We start from the raw sequence: 17,520 nt of genomic DNA, 5'->3' as shown, positions 1-17,520 counted from the left end.
AGAGTGCTGTGCCCCCGTTGCACGACATCGCCCACCTCGCCCACGTCGAGCTGCTCACCGACAAGCCGGAGGAGTGCCTGGACTTCTACGTCCGCTACCTCGGGATGACCGAGCACGGGCGCAGCGGGGACTCGGTCTTCCTGCGCGCCTGGGACGACTACGAGAACACCACGGTCAAGCTCACCGCGGCCGCGCAGCCGGGGGTGGGGCGGACCAACTTCCGGGCCAGCAGCCCCGAGGCGCTGGCCCGCCGGGTCGCGGCCATCGAGGCGACCGGGCTGGGCCGGGGCTGGCAGGACGGCGACCCCGGCTACGGCCCGGTCTACGTGTTCACCGACCCCGACGGGCACGAGATGGGCGTCTACTTCGAGACCGAGTGGTACCGGCCGGAGGGCGACCTCGTGCCGGCGCTGAAGAACCAGGCGCAGGCCTACCCCGGCCGCGGCGTCAGCGTCCGCCGGATCGACCACGTCAACTACCTCGGCGTCGACGTCGTCGCCAACCGCGACTTCGCCCGCGACGTCCTCGGCGGGATGGTCACCGAGCAGATCGTGCTCGACGACGGCGTCGCCGGCAGCTGGACGACGTTCACCAACAAGGGCTATGACGCGGTCTGGACCCGGGACAACACCGGCACGTCCGGCCGGCTGCACCACCTGTCGTTCGCCGTCGACAGCCGGGACGACGTCCTGCGCGCCGCCGACCTGGCGCTCGAGCACGGCGTCCACATCGAGACCGGGCCGCACAAGCACACCATCCAGCAGAGCTTCTTCCTCTACGTCTGGGACCCGGCCGGCAACCGGATCGAGCTGGACAACCCCGGCGCCCGGCTGGTGCTCGCCCCGGACTGGCAGTCGGTCGACTGGTCGGCGGCCGAGCGCGCCAAGGGCCAGGCGTGGGGGCTGCAGACCATCGCCACCTTCCACACCCACGGCACGCCGCCGGTGCCCCAGGAGCCGGCGTGAGCACCCGGATCGCGATGCTCGGCCTGGGCGAGGCCGGGTCCGAGATCGCCCGGGACCTGGTCGCCGCGGGCGCCGACGTCCGCGGGTACGACCCGCTGGCCATCCGGGTGGACGGTGTGGCGCCCCGGGACGGCGAGGCCGCCGCGGTCGCCGACGCCGACCTGGTGCTCAGCGTCAACAGCTCGCACGACGCGCTGCCCGCGCTGACCGCCGCGCTGCCCGCGCTGCGGCCGGGCACGATCTGGGCCGACCTGAACACGGCCGCCCCCGCGCTCAAGGTGGCCCTGGCGCAGGCGGCGGGGGAGTCGGTGCCCGTCGTCGACGTCGCCCTGATGGCGCCGGTGCCGGGCAAGGGCCTGCGGACGCCGATGCTGGTGTCGGGCCCGGCGGCGGAGACCTACGCCCGGGAGCTGTCGGCGCTCGGCGCGCAGGTCACCGTCCAGCCCGGGGGAGTGGGCGAGGCGATCTCCCGCAAGCTGCTGCGCAGCGTGTTCTACAAGGGGCTGGCCGCGGCGGTCGTCGAGGCGCTGGCCGGTGCCGAGCGCGCCGGCTGCGCCGACTGGCTGCGCGGCGACATCGCCGCCGAGCTCGCCGGGTTCGACGAGCACGCGATCGACCGGCTGGTCGACGGCACGCACCGGCACGCGCGCCGGCGGGCCGACGAGATGACCGCGGCCACCGAGCAGCTGCGCGACCTGGGCGTCGAGCCGCGGGTCGCCGCGGCCGCCCGCGACCTGCTCGCCCAGCTCCGCGACTCCACCGACGCCCGGGAGGCGACCCCGTGATCATCGACTGCCACGGCCACTACACGACCGCTCCCGCCGCGCACACCGCCTGGCGGGAGGCGCAGGTCGCGGCCTGGGAGGCCGGCGACGACACCCCGGCCTACCCGCGGATCAGCGACGACGAGATCCGGGAGACGATCGAGGGCAGCCAGCTGCGGCTGATGGACGAGCGCGGCATCGACGTCACGCTGTTCTCCCCGCGCGCCTCGGCGATGGCCCACCACGTCGGCGACTCGGCGGTCAGCCAGGAGTGGTCCCGCCGGTGCAACGACCTCGTCGCCCGGGTCACCGCCCTGTACCCGGACCGGTTCGTCGGCGTGTGCCAGCTGCCGCAGTCGCCGGGCGCCCCGATCGAGGACTCGATCGCCGAGCTGCGCCGGTGCGTGCAGGACCTCGGCTTCGTGGGCTGCAACCTCAACCCCGACCCCAGCGGCGGGTACTGGACCTCCCCGCCGCTGACCGACCGCAGCTGGTACCCGTTCTACGAGGCGATGACCGACCTCGACGTCCCGGCGATGGTGCACGTCTCGGCGTCGGCGACCCCGGTCTTCCACGGGACCGGCGCGTACTACATCAACGCCGACACGACGGCCTTCATGCAGCTGGTGCAGGGCTCGCTGTTCACCGACCTGCCCGACCTGCGGCTGGTGGTCCCGCACGGCGGCGGGGCGGTGCCCTACCACTGGGGCCGGTACCGCGGGCTGGCCGACATGCTCGGGCAGCCGCCGGTGGAGTCCAACGTCATGGGCAACGTCTTCTTCGACACCTGCGTCTACCACCAGCCCGGCATCGACCTGCTGCTCGACGTCATCGACACCGCGAACGTCCTGTTCGGGTCCGAGATGGTCGGCGCGGTGCGCGGCCGGGACCCGCGGACCGGGCAGTACTACGACGACACCCGCCGCTACGTCGAGGCATCGGCCCTGGACGAGGACGCGCGGGCGGCGGTGTTCGAGGGCAACGTCCGCCGCGTCTACCCCCGGCTGGCCGCGGCCCTGGCGGCCGCCGGCCGCTGACCCGGGCGGCTACGTCGAATGTCTCGCCCCCGCCGACTCCTGCCGTCGCCGGGGAGGCGTCATCTGCGGCATCCGGGGCCCGGCTGCGCTGCATAGGTTCACGACGAGGGCGCCCGCTCCCGACCACGGCCGAGCGGGGACCGACCTGGACGAGGAGGCGCGATGACACGGCCGGCCGGTGCGCAGCACGGGGTCCTGGTGCTCAGCTGCACGGACGCCCCGGGCATCGTCCACGCGGTGTCCGGCCTGCTCGTGCAGGAGCGCTGCACGATCGTCGAGAGCCACCAGTTCGACAGCCCGGTGAGCGGCATGTTCTTCATGCGGGTCGAGTTCGCCCGCGTCGACGGCGCACCGCTGGACCTCGACGCCCTGCGCCGGACCTTCACCGGGATCGCCGACACCTTCGGGATGAGGTGGCGGATGACCGACGGCGCGGCCCGGCAGCGGGTGCTGATCATGGTCAGCCAGTACGCGCACTGCCTCAACGACCTGCTGTTCCGCAACTCCATCGGAGAGTTGGCCCTCGACGTGGTCGCGGTCGTGTCCAACCACGCGACCCTGGCGGGCACCGCGGAGTTCTACGGCGTGCCCTTCCACCACGTCCCGGTCACCCGCGAGACCAAGCCGGAGGCCGAGGCGGCGCTGCTGGAGATCGTGCGGGCCGAGCGGGTGGAGCTGGTGGTGCTGGCCCGCTACATGCAGATCCTCTCCGACGACCTGTGCCGGCAGCTCGAGGGACGGGCGATCAACATCCACCACTCGATGCTGCCCAGCTTCAAGGGCGCCCGGCCCTACCACCAGGCGCACGCCCGCGGGGTGAAGTTCATCGGCGCGACCGCGCACTACGTCACCGCCGACCTCGACGAGGGCCCGATCATCGAGCAGGAGATGCTCCGGGTCGACCACGCGCTGACCCCCGAGCAGCTCGCCGCCCGCGGCCGGGAGGCCGAGACCCGCGCTCTCGCGCACGCCGTCCGCTGGCACACCGAGAACCGCGTCGTCGTCCACGGGAGCCGGACCGTCGTCTTCGAGTGACCCCACCGGCACCGCCGGTGAGCGATCTCACCGGACCCCCGGGGAAGCAGCGGCGGGACCGTGGTGTCCTCTGTGTACGTGTCCACCCCGAGCGCGCCGTCGACCGCCACCACCCGGCGGGCCTACGCGATCTGGGCCGTCGCGCTCGTCGCCTACGCGATCGCGATCTTCCACCGGGCCTCCCTCGGCGTCGCCGGGGTCGAGGCCCAGGAGCGCTTCTCCGCCGGGGCGTCGGCGATCTCGCTGTTCCTGGTGCTGCAGCTGGCCGTCTACGCCGGGCTGCAGGTGCCCGTGGGCGTCGCGCTGGACCGGTTCGGCTCGCGCCGGATGATCCTCACCGGGGCGCTCACCATGGCCGTGGGCCAGCTGGTGCTGGCGCTGGCCACCGACGTCCCGACCGCGGTGGTCGCCCGGGTGCTGGTCGGCGCGGGCGACGCGATGACCTTCATCAGCGTGCTGCGCCTGGTGCCGCTGTGGTTCCCCGGCCGGGTCGTGCCGGTGATCACCCAGCTGACCGGCATCCTCGGTCAGATCGGGCAGATCGCCGCGGCCTACCCGCTCGTGCGCCTGCTGCACTCCGCCGGCTGGGAGCCGACGTTCCTGGGCGCTGCGGCGATGGGCGTGCTGGCCGCGGTGCTGGTGCTCGTCGCGCTGCGCGACGCCCCGCCGGGCACGGTGCTCGCCCCGCCCGCCGGCCTGGCCCAGGTGCGCCGCAACCTGGTCGACACCTGGCGCGAGCCGGGCACCCGGATCGGTCTGTTCACCCACCTGGTCACCCAGTTCTCCGGCACCGTGTTCGCGCTGTTGTGGGGGTACCCGTTCCTGACCACCGGCCAGGGCCTGTCCGCCGGGGCGGCCGCCACGCTGCTGAGCCTGCTGGTGGTCGTCGGGATGGGGTTCGGCCCGCTGCTGGGCCAGCTGGTCGCCCGCTGGCCGCTGCGCCGGTCGAACCTGGTGTTCGGCATCCTCGGGATCACCGCGGTCACCTGGACCGTCGTGCTGCTGTGGCCGGGCCCGGCACCGCTGTGGCTGCTGGTCGTGCTCGTGCTGGTGCTCGGAACCAACGGGCCGGGGTCGATGATCGGCTTCGACTTCGCCCGCACCGAGAACCCGGTCGAGCGCTCCGGCAGCGCCAGCGGCGTGGTCAACGTGGGCGGCTTCGTCGCCTCGCTGCTCACGGTGCTGGCGATCGGGTTCGTGCTCGACGTGCTGACCCCCGGCAGCTCGACCGACTACTCGCTGGACGCCTTCCGGGCCGCCTTCGCGGTGCAGTACGTGTTCTGGGGCATCGGGCTGGTCGGCGTGCTCACCCACCGCCGCCAGCTGCGCGCGAGGCTCGCCCGCGACGGCGTCGTCCTGGCCCCGCTGGTGACCGCGGCCCGCGCCCGCCTGCGCGGTGGCTCGGCCTACCTGCCCCCGCGCGGGGACTGACCGGCCCGGCGGGCCAGCACGATCGCGTAGTCGAAGCGGCGGCCCTCCCGCTCGACCGGCAGCAGCCGGTGCTCGACGTCGGTGGTGCCCGGCAGCGCGGTGAGCTGGTCGGCGAGCTCCGGCGTCGGGTCGCTGGACCAGACGGCCAGCATCCCGCCGGGCCGCAATGCGGTGAGCGCGGTGGCCAGCCCGGCCGGCTCGTACAGCCCGGCGTTGGCCTGGTGGACGAGGAACGCCGGGCCGTTGTCGACGTCGAGCAGCACGGCGTCCCAGCTGTCCGGCGTCGCGGCGAGGACGTCGGCCACGTCGGCGGTGCGCACCCGCAGCCGCTCCGGCAGCCCACCGGGGAGCCCGGGCAGCAGCCCGTCGGCGGCCCAGCCGGCCAGCGCGGGCTGCAGCTCGGCGACCTCCACCGCGGCCACCCGAGGGTCGGCCAGCACGGTCGCCGCGGTCCAGCCCAGGCCCAGCCCGCCGACCAGCACCCGCAGGCCAGCGCCGGTGCAGCGGCCCAGCGTCTCGGTGGCCAGCGCGCGCTCGGTGGTGGTGTCGACGTCGTCCATCGCGAAGACGCCGTCGACGATCAGCTCGGTCACCCCGCCGCGCCGGCGCAGCACGACCTCGCCGTGCGCGCCGGACGCCCGGCCGAGCTCCTGCACCTGCTCCTCGAACACGCCCCGATCCTCACCGCCGCTCAGCCGGCGCGCAGCAGCAGGCCCTGCCCCGGGCGCAGCTGGGCGCACCGGTCGACGTCGGCGTCGGCGACGTAGCCGATCACCGGGTAGCCGCCGGTGACCGGGTGGTCGGCGAGGAAGAGCACCGGCGTGCCCGACGGCGGCACCTGCAGCGCGCCGCGGACCATGCCCTCGCTGGGCAGCTCACCGGTGCGCAGCCGCTCGAGCGGGACGCCGTCCAGCCGGAGCCCGACCCGGTTGCTCTCGCTGGTGACCGCCCACCGCTGCCCGGTGAGCGCGGCCCAGCCGGCGTCGCCGAACCAGTCGGCGCGCGGGCCGGGCAGCACGGTCACGGTCAGGTCGCCGGCGGCCGGGCCGGGCACCGCGGCGAGGTCCACCCCGGGCAGCGGCGCGGCCGGGGCCCCGACCGGCAGCACGTCGCCGGCCGCGACGAGGGCCGGCCCCAGCCCGGCGAGGACGTCGGTGGCGCGCGAGCCCAGCACCGGCGGGACGGCGATGCCGCCGCGCACCGCGAGGTAGGTGCGCAGCCCGGCGGCCGGGGTGCCCAGCCGGAGCTCCTGCCCGGTGCGCAGCGGGGTGGGGGCGTCGTGCGGCGAGCCCGGGCAGCGGGCGCCGGTGGTGACCACGAGCAGGTCGGCCTCCGCGCGCACGGCCAGCCCGCCCAGGGTCACCTCCAGCACCGCGGCCCCGAGCGGGTTGCCCACCAGCCGGTTGGCCAGCCGGGCCGAGGCGCGGTCGGCGACGCCGGAGCGGCCGATCCCCAGCGCGGCCTGGCCGGGGCGGCCCTCGTCCTGCACGGTGGTCAGCGGGCCGGGGGAGAGCACGGTGAGGCTCATGGCACCGCCACGAAGCGCACCCGGGTGCCGGGCCGGAGCAGCGCGGCCGGGTCGCGGTCGAGGTCGAAGACGGCGACGTCGGTGCGGCCGATGAGCTGCCAGCCACCGGGGGACTCGCGCGGGTAGACGCCGCTGAACTCCCCGGCCAGCGCCACCGAGCCCGGCGGGACCTTCGTGCGCGGGGTGGCCCGGCGCGGCACGTCCCACGCACCCCCGGGCTGGACGAGGTAGCCGAAGCCGGGCGCGAAGCCGCAGAAGGCGACCGTCCACGGGGCGCCGGTGTGCCGCTCGACCAGCTCGCCGGGGCCGATGCCGAGCAGCCCGGCGGCGTCGGCGAGGTCGGCGCCGTCGTAGTGCACCGGCAGCTCGACGGTGTCGCCGGACCGTTGCGCCCCGGGTCGCGGCGTCGTCGTCCGCACCGCGTCGGCCACCGCGGCCAGCGTGGTGCGCGCGGGGTCGGTGACCAGCAGCACCGTGCGGGCCGCCGGGACGACGTCGACCACGCCCGCGGGTGGCGCGTCGGCCAACGCGGCGTACAGCGCCAGGACGTCGTCCAGCCCGTCGAGCTCGACCAGCAGCGCGGTGCTGCCGCTGGGGAGCAGCCGCATCAGGCGGCGGCGAACGGGGTCAGGGTGACCCCGGCCGCGGTCAGCGCCGTGCGCACCTGCCGGGCGATCTCGACCGCGCCGGGGGTGTCGCCGTGCACGCAGATCGAGCCGGGCGTCAGCGTCAGCTCGCCGCCCTCGACGTCCCGGACCGGCTCGCCCGCGGCCATCGCCACGCACCGGGCGGCGATCTCGGCCGGGTCGTGCAGCACCGCGCCGGGCAGCCGGCGGGAGACCAGCGTGCCCTCGGGCGTGTAGGCGCGGTCGGCGAACGCCTCGTGCACGACGGTCAGCCCGGCCTCGGCGGCCAGCCGCAGCCAGGCCGACCCGGGCAGGCCGAGCACCGGCAGCGTCGGGTCCAGCGCCACGACGGCGGCCACCACCGCGGCGGCCTGCTCCTCGTGGTGGACGATCGCGTTGTAGAGCGCGCCGTGCGGCTTGACGTAGCGCACCCGGTCGCCGGCGATCCGCGCGAAGGCCTGCAGCGCGCCCACCTGGTAGACGACGTCGGCGGTGAGGGCCTCGGGCTCGATGTCGATGAACCGGCGGCCGAAGCCGGGCAGGTCGCGGTAGCCGACCTGCGCGCCGATCGCGACGCCGGAGGAGACCGCCTTCTCGCACACCCGCCGCATGATCGCGGCGTCGCTGGCGTGGAAGCCGCAGGCGACGTTGGCGCTGGTGACCACGCCGAGGAGGGCGTCGTCGTCGCCGAGGGTCCACTGGCCGAAGCCCTCGCCGAGGTCGCTGTTGAGGTCCATGTCGTTCTCCTTGCCCGGTCCGGCGCTCAGCGGAACAGGTCGATGACCGGCTGCACCGACCGGACGGCCAGGTACAGCGTCAGCAGCCAGGCCACCCAGCCGACCACCAGCAGCCAGCGCGGGTAGCGGTAGCCGTCGAGCAGGTCGGCCCGCCGGGTGGCGACCCACAGCAGGACGGCGATGCCGATGGGCAGCAGCAGCCCGTTGAACGCGCCGGCGAACACCAGCAGGGTGGCCGGCGCGGTGCCGATGAGCAGGTAGGCCGCCGTGGTCACGGCGATGAAGCCGACGACGAGCAGCGTGCGGGTGCGGTCGGAGGTCGTCGTGCGGGAGGTCACGAAGGACACCGAGGTGTAGCTGGCGCCGATCACGCTGGTGATCGCCGCGGCCCACAGCACGACGCCGAACACCCGCAGCCCCACCTCGCCGGCCGCGGCCTCGAACGCGGAGGCCGCCTGCCGGGCCGGGTCGAGGGCGGCGCCGCCGCTGACGACGCCGAGGATGGCCAGGAAGAGCACGACCCGCATGACGGCGGTGATCAGGATGCCGGTGACCGAGCCGCGGGTGATGTCGCGGACGTGGGCGGGGCCGGTGACCCCGGAGTCGAGCAGCCGGTGCGCGCCGGCGTAGACGATGTAGCCGCCGATGGTGCCGCCGACCAGCGTGGTGATCGCCAGGACGTCGACCTGCTCGGGCAGCACCACGTTCCTCAGCGCCTGCCCCACGGGCGGGCCGGAGGTGATCGCCACGTAGGTGGTCAGCGCGATCATCACCAGCCCGAGGACGACCACGATCCGGTCGACCGCCAGCCCGGCCTTCTTGCTGAGGAAGATGCCGATGGCGATCAGCGCCGACAGGGCGCCGCCGAGCTTGGGGTCCAGGCCGAGCATCGCGTCCAGGCCCAGCCCGGAGCCGGCGACGTTGCCGATGTTGAACACCAGCCCGCCGACGAGCAGGAACGCGGCCATCACCCAGCCGAGGCCGGGGAGGACGAGATTGCCCAGTTCCTGCGCGCGGCGGCCGCTCACGCCGATGACCCGCCACACGTTCAGCTGCAGCGCGATGTCGACCAGGATCGAGATGACGATCGCGAAGGCGAACGCCGCGCCCAGCTGCACGGTGAAGGTGGTCGTCTGGGTGATGAAGCCCGGCCCGATCGCGGAGGTCGCCATCAGGAACATCGCGCCCAGCAGCGTCGACCGGGTGCTCGTGGCCAGCCGTCCGCCGGTGGCCGGCGTGGTGGGGCCGTGCGCTTCGTGTGCCATGGGGTCTCCCCGGTCGGGTCGGTCGGGCCGCGCGGTGGCGGCGTCCGTCGGGGCAGCACCCCTTGCCGGGTGAACCTAGGGAGTTGTTGAACAATCCGACAAGGGGATGGGTGGACAATTAACGGCGCCGACACACGCCGACCGGGCAGGATGGCCGCATGACCGACGCCGCGCAGGACACGGGCTGGCTGCGCACCGTCGCCTCCGAGGTGCGCAGCTTCGACCGGTCCAGCACGGCCGAGCGGGTCGCCGAGCTGCTGCGCGCCCGGGTCATCGAGGGCGACCTGCCCCCGGGGACCCGGCTCAGCGAGGAGCAGCTGGTCGAGGTGCTGCACGTCAGCCGCAACACGCTGCGCGAGTCGTTCCGGCTGCTCACCCACGAGGGCCTGCTGGTGCACCGGCTGCACCGCGGCGTCTTCGTCCCCGAGCTCGACGAGGACGACCTGGTCGACCTCTACCGTGCGCGCCGGGCGATCGAGTGCGACGTCGTCCGGCGGCTGGAGGGGCTCGACGCCGTGCGGCTGCGTCCGTTGCACGACGCGGTCGCCGCGGCCGAGGACGCCGCCCGGCGTGGGGACTGGCCGGCCGTCGGGACGGCGAACATGCGCTTCCACCTGGCCCTGGTGGCGCTGGGCCGCAGCCGCCGGCTGGACGAGACGGCGGCGCGGCTGTTCGCCGAGCTGCGGCTGCTCTTCCACACCATGGACGAACCGCGGTCGCTGCACGAGCCCTACGTCCGCCGCAACCGGGCGCTGCTGGACCTGCTGGCCGCCGGGGAGACCGGGCAGGCGGCCGAGGACCTCGACGCCTACCTGCACGACTCCGAGGCCCAGCTGCTCACCGCCTACCGCGACTCACCCCGGAGGAACCCGTGACCGCCACCCTGCCGGCCGCCGACCCCGCCGCCGCCCGCGCGCACTTCCGGTCCGGGCTGGCGGTGCCGTCCTCGGGCTGGGCGCCCGGGCACACCCAGGCCAACCTTGTGGTCCTGCCGCGGGAGTGGGCGTACGACATGCTGCTGTTCGGCCAGCGCAACCCGCAGCCGGTGCCGCTGCTGGACGTCACCGACGCCGGGTCGTACCGCACCGTCCTGGCCCCGGACGCCGACCTGCGCACCGACCTCCCGCGCTACCGCGTCTGGCGCGACGGGGAGCTGGTCGCCGAGCCCACCGACGTCACCGACCTGTGGGGCCCGGACCTGGTCGCCTTCCTGATCGGCTGCAGCTTCAGCTTCGAGACCGCCCTGCTGGACGCCGGGGTGCCGGTCCGCAACATCGAGCAGGGCCGCAACGTGTCGATGTACCGCACCGACCGGCAGTGCCGGCCCGCCGGGCGGCTGTCCGGTCCGCTGGTGGTCTCGATGCGCCCGGTGCCCGGGCACCTGGTCGCCACCGCGGTGCAGGTGACCGGCCGGATGCCGCAGGTGCACGGTGCGCCGGTGCACGTCGGGTCGCCGGGGGGTCTGGGCATCGCCGACCTCGCCCGGCCGGACTTCGGCGACCCGGTCGAGCCCGCCGACGGCGACGTCCCGGTCTTCTGGGCGTGCGGGGTGACCCCGCAGGCGGCGCTGATGGCCTCCCGGCCGCCGTTCGCGATCACCCACGCGCCGGGGCACATGTTCGTCACCGACGTCCCGGACGCCGTGTACCGCCAGCTCTGAGCCGGCTCAGCCCTGCCGGACCTGCTCGGCGCAGCGGTCGAACACCGCGGTGTTCTCCGCCCGCTCCGCGCTGCTCAGCTCGCCGCCGTCCGGGGCGCGGACCGGGCCGCCGGTCCAGCTCAGGTCGGTGCCGCTGGGCGCCATGGTCACCCGGAACCCCAGCGGGGTGAGGCAGGCCCGCAGCCGCAGCCAGTACTCGCGGCCGGGGTCGGCGTCGCGCGGGACGCCGCGCAGCGGGGTGTTGAGCGCCCGCGGCGTCCCGGCGGCGACGATCTCGCCGGCGCGGTAGGCGATCGCGATCGCGGCGTGCTCGACCAGCGGGGTGGTCACCTCGCCGAGGGCCACGCCGTCGACCACCGGCAGCTCGGTGTAGGTGCGCACCAGCCGGCCGGCGGCGTCGCGGTCCTGGCCGGGGGAGTACTCGACCCGGTCGCCGGGCAGCCCGACGACCACCAGCGGCCCGGTGGGCGCGCCGGCGTCCTGCAGCGTGATCGGCTCGCCGGGCGTCGCGTCACCAGGCGTGAGCTTCAGCGCCAGCTGCCCGGGCCGGGCGCCGGTCCGGCCGGCGAACCAGGCGGTGCGGTACGCCTCACCCATCCGGCCCATGACCAGCGCCCAGCGGTGCCCGCCGGGGACGTCGCCGGCGAACAGCACCCGGCGGGTGTCGGCCGGCGGCGACAGCACGCCCATCGCGGCGTTCGGGGGGCTGGACCACTCGATGGCCCGCACCCCCTCCACGAACGCCGCGTCCCCGGCCAGCGACCCCCGGGTCGGGACGTCGTAGAGCGTGGGGCCGGCCGCCTCGGCGACCAGCTCGGCGGGCGCGGGTGCGGTCGGGGCGGCCACCGGCAGCGGGTCGGCGGCCCGCCCCGGGACCAGCGCGAGGACGACGGCGGTGGCGGTGACGGTGACGGCGGCGACCCGTGCCGCGCCCCACCGGCGGCGCCGGGTGCTGCGGGCCGCGGCGCGGGCGGCGGTGTCCGCCGGCAGCGGCGCCTGCCGGGCGAGCCGGGTCAGCCGGTCGCGCAGCTGCTGCTGTCCCTCGGACACCCGGTCTCCCTCGCTCGGCGCCCTCACGATCCTCCCGGGCGTGCCGGCGCGCCGCGCGGCGCTGGTCAGTCCTGGCCGGTGCCCAGGAAGCAGTCCTGGCCGGCCCGGTCGCGCTCGGCCTGCTCCTCGCTGGAGAGGTCACCGGTCCGCGGGTCCTCGTAGTAGACGCCCGCGCTGGGCGGTGCCGCCTGGACGGTGAACCCGTTCGCGGTCAGGCACTCCGCGATGTCCGAGGGGTCGGGCGGGTCGTCCGGGTAGGCCGTCGGGGCCCACAGCGGGGTGCCGGTGGTGAGCGTGATGCCCAACGGTGTGCGGACGCCGTTGCGGACCTGGACGAGCTCGGGCGCGGTGTCGGGGCCGTAGGAGACCGGGGTGCGCACCAGGCCCGACCGCACGCCGTCGACCTCGGGCAGCTCGACGAAGTCGCGGACCAGGCTGCCGTCGGGGGCGCGGTCGAGGGTGGCGGAGTACTCGACCCCCACCCCGGGGTCGGCGAGCACCACCAGCGGGCCGGTCGCGGCGGAGACGTCCATCAGCGCCAGCGGCAGCGAGCGGGACCAGCCGGTGGGGCCGTAGGCCTCGGTCATCTCCGCGGGCCTGGCGCCCCGTGGCCCGGCGAACCAGTTGACCACCCACGAGGAGCCGTTCCTGGCCATGACCACCGCCCAGCGGTGCCCGCCCGGGACGTCGGCGGCGTAGACGACCCGGCGCGAGTCGCCGTCGAACGAGCGGGAGAAGCCGCTGCCGCTGGCCGGGGGCGACCAGCGCAGCGCGGCCACCCCGGCCAGGAAGCCGGGGTCGTCGGCGAGCGAACCGCGCGGCGGCTGCTCGTAGACCTCGGGTGGCGGAGGCCCGGCCGGGGTGGGCTGCGCGGCCTGGACGGCGGGGGCGGCCTCGGGCCGGGCGAGCGTGCCGGCCGTGCCCAGGACGACGACGGCGACCGCGGCCGCGACCCAGCGGGCGGCGCGGAGCCGGCGGGAGCGGTTCACCGCGAGGGCGCGCTGGAGGGTGTCCCCGCCGCCCGAGGTCGGGGCGTGCCGGGCGAGCCGGACCAGCCGCGCGCGCAGGTCCCGGTCCTCGGCGGTCATCCGGCCCTCCTCCCCGTGCTGCGTCAACTGCCCGGCCGCGCCGGCTCGGTCCGGTCGCGGCTGGCCTGCGTGTGGCAGTCCGCCGCCGACCTCTCCCGGGCCGCGCTCTCGGCGCTGCTCTCGTCCCCGGTGGTGTGGCTCCAGCTCAGGTCGCCCTCGGCGGGGCCGTCGTCCACGTCGAAGCCGAGCCCGGTCAGGCACGCGGCCAGCAGGGTCTCGTCGGGTGGGCCGGTCATGCCCGCGTACCAGCTCTCCCACGGCGGGGACCCGGTGTAGAGGACCTCGAACACCTGCGACCGGCTACCGCGCTGCACCTGGTACAGCTCGCCGGCGTTCCAGGTGACCGGCGTCGTCACCATGCCCAGCAGTGCGCCGTCGACCTCGGGGAGCGGGTCGAAGTCGCGCACCAGGCGCCCGTCGGGCGTCCGGTCCAGGCTGGGGGAGTACTCGCCCTCGACGCCCGGCTCGGCGAGCACCAGCAGCGGGCCGCGCTCGGCGGAGGCGTCCATCAGCGCCAGCGGGCCCCGGCCCGACCAGGGGGTGGGCGGGTACGCCTCGGTCAGCTCCGCCGCGGTGGCGCCCCGCGGCCCGGCGAACCAGGCGATCGCCCACTGCGTGCGCCAGCGCGCCATCACCAGCGCCCAGCGGTGCCCGCCGGGCACGTCGGCGGCGTAGACGACGCGGCGGGTGTCCGGCTCGATGTCCACGGGGTCGCCGTTGCCGGGGTCCAGGAGCGTCGACCAGGGCAACGCCGCGACCTGGGAGACGAACGTGGTGTCGTCGCGCAGCGACCCGCGCGGTGGCTGCTCGTACACCGGGGGCGGGGCGGCGGTGGTCCGGGCGGCCGGCGGGGGCGCCGCGGCCGGGGCGACCTCCGGCCGGGCGAGCGTGGCGGCGGTGCCCAGCACGACGACGGCCACGGCCGCGGCGACCCAGCTGGCCGCGCGCCGCCGGCGGTGCCGGTTGACGGCGACGGCGCGCAGGGCGGTGTCCGCCGTCGCGTCGGGCGCTCCCCGTGTCGCGAGCTGCTGCAGGCGCGCGGCGACGTCCGGTCCGGGGGCGGTCACGTCGGCCGCCGGTAGATCGCCCAGGGGTCGTCGCCGTCGTCCGGCGGGAGCGCACCGGCGGACGGCGCGGCCGGGGCCGGGGCCGGGCGGACGGGAGGTGGGGGAGCGCCCGGCCGCCGGAAGACGGCGTCCGGGTCGCCGGCGGGTGCGTCCCGGACGGGCGTCGGGTCGCCGGACGGCCCGGGCACGGCCGGACGCCGGGGTCCGGTGTCGGACGTGTCCGGCCGCCGGAACGCGGCGTCCGGGTCGCCGGCGGGTGCGCCCGGCCGCCGGAACGCGGCGGCGCCGGGGTCGGCGAGCGGCGCTGCGACCGGCCAGGCGGGCTGCGGGGTGGCCGGCTCGGGCTCGGCGGCGAGGAGGTCGGCCAGGATCGCGACCGCGGTGTCCAGCGCGTCGGCGACCTCCTCGGGCGAGCGGCCCAGCAGGCGGGCCACCGTCTCCTCGTCCTGGCCCTCCACCAGCCGGAGGACCACGACCGCCCGGGCCGTCGGGTCGAGCCCGGCGAGCGCCGCGAGCCAGCGCCGGTCGTCGGGGTCGAGGCGCTCGCCGTCGGCCCGGTCGTCGCCGGTGCCGGGCAGGGTGCCGATCGAGCCGTGGGACGCCGCCGGCCCGGTCCCGTCCAGCGCGGCGGTGACCAGCGACGCGCGGGTGTCGGCCAGGGCGTCGGCCGGGGAGGCCAGCCGGCGCCAGCGGCGGTGGGTGCGGGCCAGCGCGGCGACCACCAGGTCGTCGGCCTGGGCCGGGTCGCCGGTCAGCAGCAGGGCGGTGCCGCGCAGCTGCTGGTCGCAGTCGGCGACGAAGGCCGCGAAGTCGTCGGTCCGCCGGTCCATCCCCGCCCCCTCCCGGTGCCGTCGCCGCACTGTAGGGGGCCGGAACCGATCCGTCAGCAAGGCACACTCCGCGTCATGGGTGCACCCGATCCGGTCGTCGTCGCCCGGCTGCGCGCCGCCGGCTGCGTGTTCGCCGAGGACGAGGCCGAGCTGCTGCTCGCCGCCGCGCCGACGGCCGCCGCCCTCGACGGACTGGTCGCGCGGCGGGTGGCCGGTGAGCCGCTGGAGCAGGTGCTCGGCTGGGCGGAGTTCTGCGGCCGGCGGTTCGCCGTGGAGCCCGGGGTGTTCGTGCCGCGCCGCCGCACCGAGCTGCTGGTGCGCTCGGCGGTGCGGGCCGGGGGTCCGGGCGCGGTCGTGCTGGACCTGTGCTGCGGCGTGGGCGCGGTCGGCGCGGCGGTCGCGGCTGCGCTGGGCCGGGTGGAGCTGCACGCGGCGGACGTCGACCCGGCCGCCGTCCGCTGCGCGCGGCGCAACCTGGTCGGGCTCGGCGCCGTGTACGAGGGCGACCTGTTCGCGCCACTGCCCGCCGGGCTGGCGGGCCGGGTCGAGCTGCTGGTGGTGAACGCGCCCTACGTGCCCACCGACGCGATCGCGCTGATGCCGCCGGAGGCGCGCGACCACGAGGCCCGGGCCGCGCTCGACGGCGGCAGCGACGGGCTCGCCGTGCACCGCCGGGTCGCCGCGGGCGCGCGGCGCTGGCTGGCGCCCGGTGGGTCGCTGCTGATCGAGACCAGCCGGCGGCAGGCAGCCGGCACGCAGGCGCTGGTCGCCGCCGCCGGGCTGACCGCCCGGGTGGTCACCGACGACGACCTCGACGGCACCGCGGTGGTCGGCCGGCTCGACGCCTGAACACGACGACGGCCCGCTCCCGGGCGGGGAGCGGGCCGTCGTCCGGCCCTGCGGGAGCGGCCTCGCTCAGGAGGGCTGGACGCCGAACGCCGTGGCGAGCCGCTCGATCTTGCGGGCGCGGCCGAGGCGGGGCAGGTCGCTGCCGTCGCGGATGACCTGGCCGCGAGCCTCGAAGTCGGCGAGGAAGTCGCGGGCCCAGGCGACGTCGGAGGGCGCCGGGCTGATGACCTCGTTGATGACCGGCAGCTGGTCGAGCTGGAGGCAGAGCTTGCCGGTGAGGCCGAGGGACACCGTCAGCGCCGACTGCTCGCGCAGGATCGGGTGGCTGGTGCCCACCGTGGGCCCGTCGATCGGGCCGGGCAGGCCACCGACCCGGCTGGCGACGACCAGGCGGGAGCGCGGGTAGGCCATGGCCAGGTCGTCGGCGCTGGTGCCGGTGTCGCGGCGGTAGTCGCCGCTGCCGAAGGCCAGCCGGAAGGCGCCGCGGGCACGGGCGATGTTCACCGCCTCCTCGATGCCCAGCGCGGACTCGACGAGGGCGAGCACCGGGGTGTCCCCGCCGAGGCGGTCGTAGGTCTCGGTGACGTGCTCGGCGGCCTCGGTCTTGGCCAGCATCACGCCGGCCAGGCCGGGGAGGCCCTTGAGCGCGTCGACGTCGTCGGACCAGAACTCGGTGGAGCGGTCGTTGATCCGCACCCACGCGCGCTTCTCGCCCGACGTCAGGTAGTCGACGACGTCGGCGCGGGCCTGCGGCTTGCGCGCGGGGTCGACGGCGTCCTCGATGTCGAGGACCACCTGGTCGGCGCGGGACGCGTGCGCGTCGTCGAACAGCTCCGTGCGGGCGCCGTTGACGAGCAGCCACGAGCGGGCGATACCGGGGTCGACGCTTCTGCCTCTGTGCACGCCGCCATTGTGGCGGCCACCACCCCCGTTGTCTGCGCTGGGGTCCGTGGCGGTCACGCGGCGGTGCGCCCGAGCCGGTCGAGCAGGCCCAGGTGCCAGTCGACGTCGACCCGGCGGCCGATGTACCCGCGGGGGCGCACGAGGTCGAAGCGGACCAGCTCCGGGTCGCGGCCCGGGCGCCGGGAGTCGGCCCAGAGCAGCGCCAGGTGGTCGCGGCGGGCGGGGCCGCCGGGGACGTCGTCCAGCGCCAGCTGGAGGTGCAGCTGGGCGGTGGGTTGCTGGGCGTAGTAGTCGCGCAGGCCCTGCGTGTCGGCGGCGGGCAGCTCGCCGTCCTCGGAGTGCCAGACCCGCAGCACCTCGGTGGGCGTGCGCAGGATCAACCCGCTCATCGGCAGACCGAGGTTGTCGTTGCCCGGCTCGAGCAGCTCCAGCTGGGTGCCGAACGGGTCGTCGGCGTGCTCGGCATAGGGGCGCAGCTGCTCCATGGCCTCCCGGCGGACCAGCTGGTGGTCGAGGTGGCGGTCGGCGGAGGCCAGCCAGCCGTGCTGGGCGTGGATGGCCCGGCTGACGGCGAGGCCGCGGACGAGGGCGTCGCGCACCTCGACCAGCAGCGGGTGCAGCCGCCGGACGACGGCGTCGGAGGGGTGGTCCACGCGGCTGAGTCTGCCGCGCGGGTCCGACGTTC

Annotated in this window: 19 protein-coding genes; 8 read left to right on the top strand and 11 right to left on the bottom strand. The window is 76.1% G+C overall.

Translation table 11 applies throughout. The annotated features are described in order from the left end of the window. The first annotated feature begins 8 nt into the window (after positions 1 to 8). The 5 genes from ACGBYP_RS13610 (at position 9) to ACGBYP_RS13590 (ending at position 5,232) form a co-directional block, all read left to right on the top strand. Positions 9 to 965 carry a VOC family protein gene (locus tag ACGBYP_RS13610; protein WP_411584932.1) on the top strand — a complete coding sequence of 319 codons (957 nt, stop codon included), beginning with the start codon at positions 9 to 11 and terminating at the stop codon, positions 963 to 965. Then, positions 962 to 1,750 carry a DUF1932 domain-containing protein gene (locus tag ACGBYP_RS13605; protein WP_411584929.1) on the top strand — a complete coding sequence of 263 codons (789 nt, stop codon included), beginning with the start codon at positions 962 to 964 and terminating at the stop codon, positions 1,748 to 1,750. The genes ACGBYP_RS13610 and ACGBYP_RS13605 overlap by 4 nt, the downstream gene beginning before the upstream one ends. Beyond that, the gene (locus ACGBYP_RS13600) at positions 1,747 to 2,766 is read left to right on the top strand and encodes an amidohydrolase family protein (RefSeq protein WP_411584927.1); all 1,020 of its coding nucleotides are present in this window, start codon (positions 1,747 to 1,749) and stop codon (positions 2,764 to 2,766) included. Before ACGBYP_RS13605 ends, ACGBYP_RS13600 begins: the two co-directional genes overlap by 4 nt. A 162-nt stretch (positions 2,767 to 2,928) precedes the next feature. After that, the gene (gene purU / locus ACGBYP_RS13595) at positions 2,929 to 3,801 is read left to right on the top strand and encodes a formyltetrahydrofolate deformylase (protein ID WP_411584925.1); all 873 of its coding nucleotides are present in this window, start codon (positions 2,929 to 2,931) and stop codon (positions 3,799 to 3,801) included. 78 nt (positions 3,802 to 3,879) lie between these two features. Beyond that, entirely contained in the window at positions 3,880 to 5,232 is a 1,353-nt protein-coding gene (locus ACGBYP_RS13590; RefSeq protein ID WP_411584923.1) for an MFS transporter, read from the top strand. On the opposite strand, the gene ACGBYP_RS13585 is transcribed toward ACGBYP_RS13590, so the two are convergent. The 5 genes from ACGBYP_RS13585 to ACGBYP_RS13565 are packed head-to-tail and all read right to left on the bottom strand — an operon-like array spanning position 5,208 to position 9,388. Continuing rightward, positions 5,208 to 5,903 carry a hypothetical protein gene (locus tag ACGBYP_RS13585; RefSeq protein WP_411584922.1) on the bottom strand — a complete coding sequence of 232 codons (696 nt, stop codon included), beginning with the start codon at positions 5,901 to 5,903 and terminating at the stop codon, positions 5,208 to 5,210. The two genes, ACGBYP_RS13590 and ACGBYP_RS13585, sit on opposite strands and share 25 nt — an antisense overlap. Positions 5,904 to 5,923: 20 nt before the next feature. After that, on the bottom strand, positions 5,924 to 6,760 hold the full coding sequence (locus ACGBYP_RS13580) for a biotin-dependent carboxyltransferase family protein (protein ID WP_411584920.1): 837 nt from the start codon (positions 6,758 to 6,760) through the stop codon (positions 5,924 to 5,926). Then, on the bottom strand, positions 6,757 to 7,368 hold the full coding sequence (locus ACGBYP_RS13575) for a 5-oxoprolinase subunit B family protein (RefSeq protein ID WP_411584917.1): 612 nt from the start codon (positions 7,366 to 7,368) through the stop codon (positions 6,757 to 6,759). Before ACGBYP_RS13575 ends, ACGBYP_RS13580 begins: the two co-directional genes overlap by 4 nt. Beyond that, positions 7,368 to 8,123, bottom strand: coding sequence for a LamB/YcsF family protein (locus ACGBYP_RS13570; RefSeq protein ID WP_411584916.1), 756 nt, complete (start codon positions 8,121 to 8,123; stop codon positions 7,368 to 7,370). The genes ACGBYP_RS13575 and ACGBYP_RS13570 overlap by 1 nt, the downstream gene beginning before the upstream one ends. A 26-nt stretch (positions 8,124 to 8,149) precedes the next feature. Next, positions 8,150 to 9,388 (bottom strand): NRAMP family divalent metal transporter, encoded by a 1,239-nt coding sequence (locus tag ACGBYP_RS13565; RefSeq protein WP_411584915.1) that lies wholly within the window; start codon positions 9,386 to 9,388, stop codon positions 8,150 to 8,152. A 158-nt stretch (positions 9,389 to 9,546) separates the two neighbouring features. Between ACGBYP_RS13565 and ACGBYP_RS13560 the strand changes: the two genes are divergently transcribed. Both ACGBYP_RS13560 and ACGBYP_RS13555 read left to right on the top strand, forming a co-directional pair. Further along, positions 9,547 to 10,263, top strand: a complete 717-nt coding sequence (locus ACGBYP_RS13560; protein ID WP_411584914.1) for a GntR family transcriptional regulator — start codon at positions 9,547 to 9,549, stop codon at positions 10,261 to 10,263. Then, positions 10,260 to 11,048, top strand: a complete 789-nt coding sequence (locus tag ACGBYP_RS13555) for a putative hydro-lyase (RefSeq protein ID WP_411584911.1) — start codon at positions 10,260 to 10,262, stop codon at positions 11,046 to 11,048. The genes ACGBYP_RS13560 and ACGBYP_RS13555 overlap by 4 nt, the downstream gene beginning before the upstream one ends. A 6-nt stretch (positions 11,049 to 11,054) precedes the next feature. Here ACGBYP_RS13555 and ACGBYP_RS13550 read toward each other — a convergent pair whose 3' ends face one another. The 4 genes from ACGBYP_RS13550 to ACGBYP_RS13535 all read right to left on the bottom strand — a co-directional run bounded on the left by ACGBYP_RS13550 (position 11,055) and on the right by ACGBYP_RS13535 (position 15,083). Continuing rightward, entirely contained in the window at positions 11,055 to 12,098 is a 1,044-nt protein-coding gene (locus tag ACGBYP_RS13550) for a hypothetical protein (RefSeq protein ID WP_411584909.1), read from the bottom strand. A 65-nt stretch (positions 12,099 to 12,163) separates the two neighbouring features. Continuing rightward, a complete protein-coding gene (locus ACGBYP_RS13545; protein WP_411584906.1) occupies positions 12,164 to 13,186 on the bottom strand; it encodes a hypothetical protein in 1,023 nt (340 codons plus the stop codon). Positions 13,187 to 13,209: 23 nt separating this feature from the next. Next, positions 13,210 to 14,253, bottom strand: a complete 1,044-nt coding sequence (locus tag ACGBYP_RS13540) for a hypothetical protein (protein ID WP_411584904.1) — start codon at positions 14,251 to 14,253, stop codon at positions 13,210 to 13,212. Further along, positions 14,250 to 15,083, bottom strand: coding sequence for a hypothetical protein (locus ACGBYP_RS13535; RefSeq protein WP_411584902.1), 834 nt, complete (start codon positions 15,081 to 15,083; stop codon positions 14,250 to 14,252). Before ACGBYP_RS13535 ends, ACGBYP_RS13540 begins: the two co-directional genes overlap by 4 nt. Positions 15,084 to 15,158: 75 nt before the next feature. Here ACGBYP_RS13535 and ACGBYP_RS13530 point away from each other — a divergent pair, with 75 nt between their 5' ends. Then, on the top strand, positions 15,159 to 15,932 hold the full coding sequence (locus tag ACGBYP_RS13530; RefSeq protein WP_411584900.1) for a putative protein N(5)-glutamine methyltransferase: 774 nt from the start codon (positions 15,159 to 15,161) through the stop codon (positions 15,930 to 15,932). Between the two features lie 66 nt (positions 15,933 to 15,998). Here the strand turns inward: ACGBYP_RS13530 and ACGBYP_RS13525 are convergent, their stop codons facing one another. Together ACGBYP_RS13525 and ACGBYP_RS13520 are read right to left on the bottom strand one after the other, a co-directional pair. Then, the gene (locus ACGBYP_RS13525) at positions 15,999 to 16,835 is read right to left on the bottom strand and encodes an HpcH/HpaI aldolase/citrate lyase family protein (RefSeq protein ID WP_411584897.1); all 837 of its coding nucleotides are present in this window, start codon (positions 16,833 to 16,835) and stop codon (positions 15,999 to 16,001) included. A gap of 53 nt (positions 16,836 to 16,888) precedes the next feature. Then, entirely contained in the window at positions 16,889 to 17,488 is a 600-nt protein-coding gene (locus ACGBYP_RS13520) for a hypothetical protein (RefSeq protein ID WP_411584896.1), read from the bottom strand. Between the last annotated feature and the right edge of the window lie 32 nt (positions 17,489 to 17,520).

It is taken from the genome of Modestobacter sp. SSW1-42 (assembly GCF_046635825.1).
Classification (GTDB): domain Bacteria; phylum Actinomycetota; class Actinomycetes; order Mycobacteriales; family Geodermatophilaceae; genus Modestobacter.
Note: the sequence above shows the minus strand (reverse complement) of the source record. Positions and strands in the feature narration are given on the sequence as shown.

Excerpts from the sequence above, each read along its gene's own strand:
- purU (WP_411584925.1), top strand. The coding sequence starts at position 2,929 with ATGACACGGCCGGCCGGTGCGCAGCACGGGGTCCTGGTGCTCAGCTGC.
- ACGBYP_RS13580 (WP_411584920.1), bottom strand. The coding sequence starts at position 6,760 with ATGAGCCTCACCGTGCTCTCCCCCGGCCCGCTGACCACCGTGCAGGAC.
- ACGBYP_RS13575 (WP_411584917.1), bottom strand. The coding sequence starts at position 7,368 with ATGCGGCTGCTCCCCAGCGGCAGCACCGCGCTGCTGGTCGAGCTCGAC.
- ACGBYP_RS13570 (WP_411584916.1), bottom strand. The coding sequence starts at position 8,123 with ATGGACCTCAACAGCGACCTCGGCGAGGGCTTCGGCCAGTGGACCCTC.
- ACGBYP_RS13565 (WP_411584915.1), bottom strand. The coding sequence starts at position 9,388 with ATGGCACACGAAGCGCACGGCCCCACCACGCCGGCCACCGGCGGACGG.
- ACGBYP_RS13560 (WP_411584914.1), top strand. The coding sequence starts at position 9,547 with ATGACCGACGCCGCGCAGGACACGGGCTGGCTGCGCACCGTCGCCTCC.
- ACGBYP_RS13545 (WP_411584906.1), bottom strand. The coding sequence starts at position 13,186 with ATGACCGCCGAGGACCGGGACCTGCGCGCGCGGCTGGTCCGGCTCGCC.
- ACGBYP_RS13535 (WP_411584902.1), bottom strand. The coding sequence starts at position 15,083 with ATGGACCGGCGGACCGACGACTTCGCGGCCTTCGTCGCCGACTGCGAC.
- ACGBYP_RS13530 (WP_411584900.1), top strand. The coding sequence starts at position 15,159 with ATGGGTGCACCCGATCCGGTCGTCGTCGCCCGGCTGCGCGCCGCCGGC.